Annotated in this window: 7 protein-coding genes; 4 read left to right on the forward strand and 3 right to left on the reverse strand. The window is 50.3% G+C overall.

The window, feature by feature from the left end; translation table 11 throughout:
* Positions 1–185 precede the first annotated feature (185 nt).
* From BLP78_RS02155 to BLP78_RS02165, 3 genes are read left to right on the forward strand one after another with little or no spacing between them, the layout of a single operon-like run.
* Positions 186–902 (forward strand): acylneuraminate cytidylyltransferase family protein, encoded by a 717-nt coding sequence (locus BLP78_RS02155; protein ID WP_090455984.1) that lies wholly within the window; start codon positions 186–188, stop codon positions 900–902.
* On the forward strand, positions 899–1,885 hold the full coding sequence (locus BLP78_RS02160) for a Gfo/Idh/MocA family protein (protein WP_090455986.1): 987 nt from the start codon (positions 899–901) through the stop codon (positions 1,883–1,885). Before BLP78_RS02155 ends, BLP78_RS02160 begins: the two co-directional genes overlap by 4 nt.
* On the forward strand, positions 1,882–2,718 hold the full coding sequence (locus BLP78_RS02165; protein WP_090455988.1) for an SDR family oxidoreductase: 837 nt from the start codon (positions 1,882–1,884) through the stop codon (positions 2,716–2,718). Before BLP78_RS02160 ends, BLP78_RS02165 begins: the two co-directional genes overlap by 4 nt.
* A 259-nt stretch (positions 2,719–2,977) precedes the next feature.
* On the opposite strand, the gene BLP78_RS02170 is transcribed toward BLP78_RS02165, so the two are convergent.
* Together BLP78_RS02170 and BLP78_RS02175 are read right to left on the reverse strand one after the other, a co-directional pair.
* Positions 2,978–4,021 carry a phospholipase D-like domain-containing protein gene (locus BLP78_RS02170; RefSeq protein WP_256329962.1) on the reverse strand — a complete coding sequence of 348 codons (1,044 nt, stop codon included), beginning with the start codon at positions 4,019–4,021 and terminating at the stop codon, positions 2,978–2,980.
* Between the two features lie 277 nt (positions 4,022–4,298).
* A complete protein-coding gene (locus tag BLP78_RS02175) occupies positions 4,299–5,594 on the reverse strand; it encodes a hypothetical protein (protein WP_090456034.1) in 1,296 nt (431 codons plus the stop codon).
* Between the two features lie 465 nt (positions 5,595–6,059).
* On the opposite strand from BLP78_RS02175, the gene BLP78_RS02180 reads away from it, so the two are divergent.
* The gene (locus BLP78_RS02180) at positions 6,060–7,256 is read left to right on the forward strand and encodes an O-antigen ligase family protein (RefSeq protein ID WP_090455994.1); all 1,197 of its coding nucleotides are present in this window, start codon (positions 6,060–6,062) and stop codon (positions 7,254–7,256) included.
* A 17-nt stretch (positions 7,257–7,273) separates the two neighbouring features.
* Here the strand turns inward: BLP78_RS02180 and BLP78_RS02185 are convergent.
* On the reverse strand, positions 7,274–8,470 hold a 1,197-nt coding region (locus tag BLP78_RS02185), incomplete at its 5' end, for a glycosyltransferase family 39 protein (RefSeq protein ID WP_143002868.1).

Genomic DNA, 8,470 nt, shown 5'->3' on the forward strand with positions numbered 1-8,470 from the left:
ATTGCCTAATTCAACTCCACCGTAGCCTGAACGGCTGATCGGGCACATGTCTGTGTCGTTGTGGCGCAGATATGTTTAGTTGTCCGCTCCCCCTTTGGACGTTGCTTGACAACCACTTGGCCCAAGCGCATCATTTCGGCCGAAACGGGCTATCGAGCCTACTGAATTGAAGCAGACTGTAGTCGATGTTGATTTATTCGCTTATTCCCGCTCGGGGAGGATCAAAGGCCGTACCCCATAAAAATATCCGGCTTTTGCAGGGAAAGCCCCTCATCGCCCATTCGATTGAGATTTCCCTTAAATGCCCTTCCATCCAGCGAACTTTTGTCAGTACGGACTCGGAAGAAATTGCCCAGGTCGCGAGAAATGCCGGCGCCGAGGTACCTTTCTTAAGGCCTAGTGAACTCGCGCAGGACGACACGCGGGACTTGCCCGTATTTCATCATTTTTTGGGATGGTTGGAGCAAAATCGAGTTCCACTTCCCGATGCTATCTTTCAATTCCGTCCAACTTCTCCCTCGCGTAGCGTTTCGAAAATAGAAGAGGCTGCTGAGCTTCTGAAAAAAAATCCAGAAGCCGATTCGGTTCGAGGAATCATCGAGCCGGGGCAAAATCCCTATAAAATGTGGACCATCGGAGCGGATGGTTTTATGCAAGCGCTATTGAGCATTCCCGGCATTCCCGAGCCCTTCAACGAGCCGAGGCAAAGTTTGCCCAAGGTGTATTGGCAAATCGGTTATCTGGATTTGATTCGTACCCGGACCATTCTGGAAAAACATTCCCTCACCGGCACACACGTCTTACCGCTTAAGATCGACAGCAACGACTCCATCGATATCGACGATGAATTCTCGTTTCAACTGGCCGAGTTCCTGATGGAAAGACGAGGAAGCACCATTTGAAAGCTTTGGTGGTTGGCCTTGGATCCATTGGAGTCAGGCACCTCAACAATTTGCATACGCTCGGAATTCGCGAACTTGGCGTGGTGCGAAGCCGGAATCTTCCGCCTCCCATAGAGATCATCCCCGAAGGTATTACTGTCTTTCAAGATCTCGACCTCGCACTCAGCCACAAATTCGACCTTGTGGTGGTGGCCAACCCTACCTCCCTTCATCTGGAAACGCTCATCAAAGCCCTCAAGGCAGGGTCCCACGTTTATGTTGAAAAACCCATTGCCCATGAAAAACGGCGGCTACCCGAACTGGCTCGCCACCTCACTCTGAATGGGCCTAAAGTTTTGGTGGGGTGTCAACTCCGGATGCACCCGGGGCTGCAGAAAATCGAAGAATGGATCAAACAGGATAAACTTGGAAAGATCTATTCGGTGCAAGTGGATCTTGGAGAATACCTGCCCGACTGGCACCCTTGGGAAGATTACCGGCAGAGTTATGCAGCGCGCGCGGATCAGGGGGGAGGTGTTGTTCTGACGCTTATCCATGAGCTGGACTATTTGCATTGGCTTTTCGGAAAACCCAAGGAGGTCTTTGCCATCGGAGGGCATCGAACGTCTCTCGAAATCACAGCGGAAGATACCGCGCTCATCACGTTCGAAACCGAGCGAAACATCTGTGTTCAGCTCCGGATGGATTATTGGCGAAAGCCGCCCGTCCGCCATATGAATATCGTAGCTGAAAACGCCATCGTAGACTGGGACTATCCCACTCGCCGCACTACCCTGAAACAAAATGGGCAAATCCTGGATGAAATGGAATTACCTTCAGCCTGGGACCGGAATGCGTTGTTTCTATCCATGATGGGAGAATTCATTGAGACGCTTTCCCGAGGATCGACTCCCCGAGTCACCTTGCAGGACGGCATCGATGTCCTGAACACCGCCCTGGCAGTCAAAAAATCCCTTCAAACTCGTCAGAAGGTTGCTCTATGAATCAACCGTACAAAGATACGCCCTTTGATCTTACCGACCGCGTGGTGCTCATCAGTGGAGCCGCCGGTCTGCTCGGAAAAGAATTCGCTCTGGCTGCCGCTTCGGCTGGCGCCCATTTAGTACTGGGAGATTTAAAGAGAGATGATCTCGAATCTCTAAAAAGCGAAATTGCTTCTGTTTATCCCAATACGAAAACCTGGATCCAGGTCCTGGATGTGACCGACACCGATTCTTGCCGGTCCATTGTCCAGTTATGCGAAATTCGGTTCAATCGAATCGATGCTGTTATCCACAGCGCCGCCATTGATCCGAAATTTGAACGGGGTTCCGACACCACCTCTTTTTCAAAATTCACTAAATTTCCAAAAGAACTTTGGCAATCCTCTCTGGATGTCAACTTGACGGGCGCTTTTTTATTTACCCAGGCCGCATGCGAAGTAATGGAAAAATCAGGGAAGGGATCCATTATTTTTCTGGGATCCAACTACGGACTTGTGGGGCCAGATCAACGTATTTATAAAAAAGCAGGGCAAGAGAACCAGACATACAAACCCGCCGTTTATTCTGTTTGCAAAGCGGGTCTGTTGGGATTAACGAAGTTTTTAGCGGCTTATTATATGAATACCGCCATACGGGTGAATCTTCTCACGCCCAGTGGCGTCTGGAATCAACATGATGATGAGTTTATTAAAAACTATTCATCCCGGACTATCCTAGGCCGCATGTCAGAAAAAAACGAATACCGTGGAGCCGCTATTTTTCTAGCCTCGGATGCTTCGAGCTATATGACTGGAGCAAACCTGGTCATGGATGGTGGATGGACTGCATTATGAATATGCCCTGAAGATGTGTTCCTTACCGAAGTGAGCTACACCGCAAAAGGTAATTTCTGGTTAAAGCCGAGTTTTGGATATTACAATTTCGGATTTTCAAGTTGTCGGCGCTAGCAGCCTGTCTCATATTTCACTGCTTTTTCGGTCAGTAGAATAACTATTGACCTTCAAAATCCGCAGAATCTTCACCCAGTCACTTTTTTGCTGCGATTCTTCAAGTCCGACAGGCGGCCAGGATTTTCGTTCATGTCTGCCTTTTTCATTCCAACATATTACATCGGTCGGCGAAAGCCTTGAAAAGTATGGGGTCGCTTGAGATAGCGGCAATTTCATGGTTGAGCCAGAATGATGGCTTTGTCCAATTGAAACTACCAAAAAAGGACCACACCTTCTCATGCTCTTCTACCAGCACGAACTTGAGGTGCATTGGAAGATGCTCGGGATTTTTGATTCGCTTGAACTGGATCCTGGCGGCCGAGAGCCGTTGTTCTACCTTCGCAGTGACGCGCCTGAAGGTTGAATCTGCAAATATCTCCATTGCCGCCCCTCGATTGGCGAGCTCAATCATGACATCGGCGGCGCTCTCTGTTCTGATGTGCGATGCAACTATGCGGACACGCGCAGTGCCGCCAACCTGGTTCAAGAACTCCACCACGGGATGCGTGCGCATCCGGGGCCAGAAGTAGATAGTTGTGTCAACGCTGCTGATCGCCAGATTTGCATTGGCAGAAAACCGGTAAAGTAACCCTGGCGGTACCCGATTCAGCTGTCGAGCATGTTTTACCAATCCCTCAACAAGATGTGGGTCGACGAGTCCGACAAGCACATTATGTCCCCGGTCCTGGTCACCTATTTTCCGGATGATCTCCGGCTTTTCCTCCGGCACGTTTCCTGATGGATTGAAAGAGCCGATAAACGCTATGGGCTTCGGGTGCGAAAAGCAGTAGAGTTTTTCGTGTAATTGCGGTTTCCACGATTTTCCTGGCGGTGCGGGTACACCGGGGAGGGTAACAACGCGAAGTCCTTCGGCCAGTCCATCAGGTGCTGAAAGCCTTGCTATTACAGCATCATTGGCATCGGGAACCCGCGGTTTGCCTGCTAGCGTCACGGTAACCTTGACGCCGCGTTTATAAGCTTGAATGATCGCTTCCGCGAGCCGCAGGTCACGAAAATAATAGGTAACCCAGTCGATGGATCCGCCGGACGGAACCGCGGCAATATGCTCCTCCAATATATTGCGCAGGTAACCTGGAGGCTGGTCAGGGCCACCAAAATATATCTCGAAAGAAGGCCTTTTCTCCACAGCTAATCCCGAGAAGATCTGGTTATTGCTGTCGAGGCGAAATAATTGAATGGCTCTGCCAATTTATTGATCCGCATGGCTCGATGATTTATTTAACCCAGATAATCCATTAGGACGCGAGATGATGGCGAGGCAGGTTGCGAGACAGTTTTGCCGGTTGAGAGAAGTCCATAGCATGGTCTATGGACGCCGAGCAAGCGGCGAAAATGGCTGCAAACTGACCGCCAGCACTCGCGTAGGCTCGCAGAGCCGCCTAATGAATTATCTGGGTTTAATGCTAAAGACACGATTGAGCATTTGCTCCGGGTCTTCCCTTCACCTGCGCTTCAAGCAAAGCCACATAACGGGATAATACATCCGGCCCTCCGGCATGAAGCATCTCGTTGATGAATCGCAGCCGATGTTCCTCCACATAGAAGGAATCGCAACCGCCGGTAAGAAACTCGTCAATTCTTTTATACACATCATCCCGGCATTTCAGTTCCGTCTCGGGCATAAAACAGGCTAGCGCAGAACGTCCGGCATGTAGGTAATCGGCAGCCAGCACCGGTTTTTTCGCCTTGACTGCTTCAAAAACCACCGAAGTGGCAAGGTCGATAATAACATCCGCCCAATTCATCAAATGAATGGAATGGGTGTCATCGCTTGCCACGCTTACATTCGGCAAGCGATGCAGGGACGAATCTTTTGTCAGAGGTTGTCGCCGGCCACCGCGCGTATGTGGCTTGATCACTAATTCTACTTCTGGAAAAGCGGCGATCATCCCGATCACCTCGCTGACTTCCTCCCAGAACGTCGTAAAATTGCTCTTCCTCAAGAATATCACGACTTTAAGCCGGTTACCGGAGCGGGCCGTCAGCAAAGATGGAGAGATTTTTGTCAATTTCTCCAACCATTCGTCACAGTAGCGTGGGGAACCCAGCACAGCAATCGCCTGGTCATCCAGGAACGGACGGAAGCGCTTTGCGCACAATTCATTGGGTACCACAAGCTTATCAAATATCCTTGCCGCAGAAAACAGGCTATCCGGCTCGAGTCTCCACTCATGGTGGCGTATCAGTTGACTGGCATGAGGACTATCTCCATGCGGCAGCGATGTTGTACCAAAACCCATGATTCGTGCCGTAGACACAACCGTCTCGACCCACTCCACGGAAATAGGCGAATCTCTGGTGATCCAGTCAAATACGATCACACCCTCATCAATACCATTGAAACTCCGCTGCAATAAGCGGTTAGTGGTGCTCCGCCAGATCGGTTCGCGCCGTTTGGCGCCGTACATCCGGGCCAATGCGCCGATAAGAGGGCCTATAAACAGGCGCCTCAAACTGCTGACCAGGAGGAGCATCTGCATCTGCCATCTCAAGAATTCGAGAGGTGGCAACAGATTACGAATATGGGCAATTCGCACACCATCGAGCTTGCTCAGAAATTCAATACGGTAGTCACTGAGAAATTTTGGACTACCGACCAGGACGATATCGCAGATATGGCCCGCCTCGATCCATTTCGAGATGACCGGGGTGATGTGATCTATGTCATTGTAATGGCGTAGAAAAAAAAGCGCTTTCATATGAGCCATCGCACAACGTTTACGCCAGACGGAATTATTTTCGCCTGACAGTTAAAAAACGGATCAAATGGATCCATTGCCGGCAAATTTGAGAATGTAAGGACTATATTTCATTCCAAATGCTTATCACGAAGCACACAGGATTATTGCAGCGACGCAAGGTATTCCCGGAGGAGTATGTCGCAATTTCATCCCATCGCAACATATGCATAACTTGAGCTTATAATAAAATTGGTTCTTTACGGCGATTCAAGCCTGCTCAAGGGTCAGCCGAGCGTTCAAAATAGCGCTTCATATCTAGATACTTGCAACAGGGTCCTTGGTCAGGGTGGAATTCTGAGCCAGCTGACCATGAAATATCAACTTATTTGATATGTTCAGAAAGATCATAGGGTACGAAATTTAGCTGGGGAGATTATAGGTCGAGTGTCCGATGTATAAGCAATCAATCATGCTTCCAGCCTGATGAAAGACGCTCAGGTGTGGCACAACACGCTGATAAAGTTTGTGCTGTTCTTTTTCGGCATAGCGCTGTGGAGCAAATGGCTGAGCTTGAATGCAGGTATTCTCGTGACCTTGCTCTGGATTCTGGATAACGGTTTTCGCAGGTTCGGACAGGCAATCAAAGAACCTCTCGTATTGGCAATACTCATCTTCTGTGCTGTGTTGGCGCTGGGAATTCTCTGGGGCGACTTTCCCGAATCCGGACGTTTGAAATGGAGAAGATATTTCGGGTTTCTGGTCTTCGTGCCGTTTTTATCGCTTTTAAATAAAGATCGTCTGCCTTGGGCAATCAATGGTCTGCTTGCGGGTTATTTTAGTGTCTTACTTATCGGAATTTACCAATGGGCCATTGTCGGGGCGCAAGGCATTCCGCCCCTTGATATAAGCTATCTGACCTTCTCATCGATGCTTGGGATAGGGGTTATACTATCGCTATATCTTGCCGGCGTGAGCACCGGTAAAAAAATAAAGTCAGCATTATGGCTTCTGGCGACATTTCTATTTTTTTTGCAGTTAAACCAGGATGGGCGGGGACCTCTTCTGGCCACCTTGCTTGCATCTGTATTTTTAATTTATCTGCGCTATAAAACAGAAAAAAAAGCCCTTCTGAGTATCGTCGCATCGGTGACCATTATGGTTGTGTTTTTCGCGTACACTGATAGCAACCTGCATGAAAGGCTGGTTCAGGCCCAGTCCGATATCGAGTTGTCCAAGCGAGGAAAATACGATAACAGCTTGGGTTATCGCCTCGCCGTCTGGGATGTCGGACTGCATGGCATCGCTCAAAAGCCCTTGTTTGGCCATGGCACAGGCGTACCCGAAAGCTATTTTGAAAAAATGGTGGTCACATACAAAGAGGGTCGGTACAAGGATTTGCCAAAATTCCTTGAAACCTCTCATTATCACAACGACTGGATTGAAATTGGAATGCATATCGGTGCGCTTGGCATTCTGGCGTTCTCATTTCTTCTATGGAGTTGGTATCAAACCCTGAAAACATATCAACTTCCCCTCCTGGGAGCAGCTTTGGTATGCTTTATTTTTATATCGGGGCTGACGGATACCTTTGCTCTTTTTAGCAAAATTCCCACTTTGCTTCTGGTCATCACTGCTGTTGCAATTGGCATGCAGAAAGAAAATCGTGGAATGAAGCAATAGATCTTCTTTACTGAGAATCAAGGATTTTTACCCAAATACCCCTGCGCAATGCGGTAATGCACCTGCCGCAGCGGTTTGCCCTCGCGCATGACCACTCGCTCCTGTATCGGACCGGGTTGCAAGAGCATCCGGTCAATATCATGTATTTTCGTAGTATGTTCGAGATCGCGGCGCCATATGCCTACCATGATGATTGGCCGGGTCGTGGGTGATTCCGATGGATACCAGAAATCGTACATGGCACCGCTATCGCCAAACATATTGCGCGAGCGTATCTCCATCGGCTTATCGCCGCGATTGTAAAAAGACAAGGGCGCAGCCACCGACCATTTGCTCATGCCTACCACAATGGGCTCTTGCCCAGTCCGTTGTCGAACCTCCGCTACAATCTGCTCGACCTCACTTGTGGCTTCGCGCCAGAAATAACGTTCGGACAAAAACTTGTAGGGAATCCCGGGGATGCCGAGCACCACATAGTGCAGTACGAATCCGTAGAGAAGCAGGCAGATCATGATGGCCGGCTTCCAGGCTGCCTTCACACGGCATGCGGTGGCGCTGAGATCGCCCGCTTGGCCCATCATCCACGCCATCGTTGGCAGCACCGCGAGCCATAACGGACCGGCCCAGTGGAACCGTTGCGAATCGAAAATACTGAGAATCAAGAACACTGACAGTGGCACGCCTGTGAACACCCCCACGAACAGGCGGCGCCTGCGTACATAGGTGTTGGAGTCACGTGCGGTCCTCGGCCACAATGCCATGGCTGCGGCAAGCAAGCCCACCGGCGTCAACAGGACCATGAGATGGAGAAATAATTCGTGCACCGAGAATTGATTATCACCCACCCCCTGGACCCGGCTTGACTGAAAGGTAATCGACGCCCAGTCGTGCTGGAAATTCCAGATAATCACCGGCGAAAACAGCAGTAGCGCAAGCGCGGCGGCCAGATACGCATGCGGACGGCACAGCCAGCGGCGCGAAGCGGGGTCCAGGATCACAAACAGCAACGCCGCCGGACCCAGCAGCCCCAGCGTGTATTTCGACAGGATACCCAGGCCGAATGCAATGCCCATGCCCAGCCAGGCTGAACGCTCATCGGCTATCAATGCGCGTTCCATGTAGTAGAGCGTGGCAGCCCAGGCGGCCACCAGCGGTGCATCCGCTGTCGCCACCATGCCAGTGGCAAAGTAAAACGGCAACACCGCCAGCAGCAT

Origin of the sequence: Nitrosospira sp. Nsp1 (assembly GCF_900100985.1) — a bacterium.
Taxonomy (GTDB): domain Bacteria; phylum Pseudomonadota; class Gammaproteobacteria; order Burkholderiales; family Nitrosomonadaceae; genus Nitrosospira.

Bases quoted from the DNA above. Each gene is read 5' to 3' on its own strand.
- BLP78_RS02165 (WP_090455988.1), top strand. From the start codon at position 1,882: ATGAATCAACCGTACAAAGATACGCCCTTTGATCTTACCGACCGCGTG.
- BLP78_RS02180 (WP_090455994.1), top strand. From the start codon at position 6,060: ATGAAAGACGCTCAGGTGTGGCACAACACGCTGATAAAGTTTGTGCTG.
- BLP78_RS02155 (WP_090455984.1), top strand. From the start codon at position 186: ATGTTGATTTATTCGCTTATTCCCGCTCGGGGAGGATCAAAGGCCGTA.
- BLP78_RS02175 (WP_090456034.1), bottom strand. From the start codon at position 5,594: ATGAAAGCGCTTTTTTTTCTACGCCATTACAATGACATAGATCACATC.